1 protein-coding gene and 2 pseudogenes are annotated in these 1,514 nt (G+C 63.0%); 2 read left to right on the top strand and 1 reads right to left on the bottom strand.

Annotation, left to right across the window (positions count from 1 at the left end; translation table 11 throughout):
• Together EOA27_RS36030 and EOA27_RS36025 are read left to right on the top strand one after the other, a co-directional pair.
• Nucleotides 1-526: pseudogene (locus EOA27_RS36030) on the top strand (DNA-directed RNA polymerase subunit beta'); the annotation flags it as partial.
• Nucleotides 527-706: 180 nt separating this feature from the next.
• Nucleotides 707-1,372: an O-methyltransferase gene (locus EOA27_RS36025; protein ID WP_126082807.1), complete on the top strand. Its 666-nt coding sequence runs from the start codon at nucleotides 707-709 to the stop codon at nucleotides 1,370-1,372.
• 15 nt (nucleotides 1,373-1,387) lie between these two features.
• On the opposite strand, the pseudogene EOA27_RS42720 reads toward EOA27_RS36025, so the two are convergent.
• A pseudogene (locus EOA27_RS42720) lies at nucleotides 1,388-1,514 on the bottom strand (gfo/Idh/MocA family oxidoreductase); the annotation flags it as partial.

Below are 1,514 nucleotides of genomic sequence, written 5' to 3'. Positions count from 1 at the left end.
CTCCTACCTCGTGAACGAAATCCAGGAGGTCTACCGCCTGCAGGGCGTGTCGATCAACGACAAGCACATTGAGGTGATCGTTCGCCAGATGCTGCAGAAGGTCGAGATCACCACGCAGGGCGACTCGACCTACATCCCGGGCGACCACGTCGACGTGATCGAGCTGGAAGAGGTCAACGAGCGCCTGATCGAGGACGGCAAGAAGCCGGCCGAAGGTCAGCCGGTGCTGCTCGGCATCACCAAGGCCTCGCTGCAGACGCCGTCCTTCATCTCAGCCGCCTCCTTCCAGGAGACGACCAGGGTGCTCACCGAGGCTGCGGTTGCCGGCAAGACCGACATGCTGCAGGGCCTGAAGGAAAACGTCATCGTCGGCCGTCTGATCCCGGCCGGCACTGGCGGCACGATGAGCCAGATCAGGCGCATCGCCACCTCGCGCGACGAGCTCATCATCGACGAGCGCCGCAAGGCCTCCGGTGTCGAGGTCGCCGACCCGATGCTGACCGACATGGTCAACGCCGCGCAGTAAGCGGCATGATATGAGAAACGACGAGAAGGGGCCTACGCGGGCCCCTTTTTGCATTCAGAGCATGATCCCGAAAAGTGGGTACCGGTTTTCGAGAAAGATCATGCTCCAACAAAGAAGCCGGATCGGGATGATGGCTCTTAGCCGTGATCCTGATCTGGCTTCATGCAACGAGGAAGAGCTATGAGCAGCAAGACCTGGACGGCAGTCGACGACTATATCGTTTCCTCGCTTTTCGAAGCGGACCGCGTGCTGGACGCCGTGCTTGCGGCCAACCGCGACCAGGGCCTTCCGGCCATCGATGTCTCGGCCGCGCAAGGCAAATTGCTGTCGCTGCTGGTGCGCATCCGCGGCGCGAAGACCGTGCTGGAGGTCGGCACGCTCGGCGGCTACTCGACCATCTGGATGGCGAGGGGACTGCCGGCGGACGGCAAGGTGGTGACGCTGGAACTCGATCCCCACCACGCCAGGGTCGCGCGCTCGAATTTCGAGCGGGCAGGGGTTTCCGGCAAGGTCGACCTGCGGGTCGGCCCGGCGCTCCAGTCGCTCGCCGCGCTGGTCGACCAAAGTGCCGGGCCATTCGACCTGATCTTCATCGACGCCGACAAGCCCAACAACCCGAATTATCTTGACTGGGCGATGAAGCTGTCGCGCCCTGGCACGGTCATCGTCTGCGACAACGTCATCCGCGACGGTGCGGTGCTCAATAAAGATGGCCTCGACGTCAATGTCGAAGGCGCCCGTGCGGCGTTCTCGTTCATCGGCGGCGACAAGCGGCTGGACGGCACCGCCATCCAGACGGTTGGCGCCAAAGGCTATGACGGCTTTGCGATTGCGATCGTCGAGTGATGCAGTCTCGCCGACTCAGTCGAAGAACGCCTCGACCAGATTGCGCTTGCCGAGCATGAACGCGTCGGCCACGTGCTGAAGTGGCGCGAGGTCGACATCGGAAGCGCCCGCTCGAATGATCTCGGCGAAGCGCTCGTAGAGC

Origin of the sequence: Mesorhizobium sp. M2A.F.Ca.ET.037.01.1.1, from assembly GCF_003998075.1 — a bacterium.
Classification (GTDB): domain Bacteria; phylum Pseudomonadota; class Alphaproteobacteria; order Rhizobiales; family Rhizobiaceae; genus Mesorhizobium.
This window is presented reverse-complemented; position numbering and strand designations above follow the sequence as displayed.

Coding starts and splice junctions, on each gene's coding strand:
- EOA27_RS36025 (WP_126082807.1), top strand. CDS start 707: ATGAGCAGCAAGACCTGGACGGCAGTCGACGACTATATCGTTTCCTCG.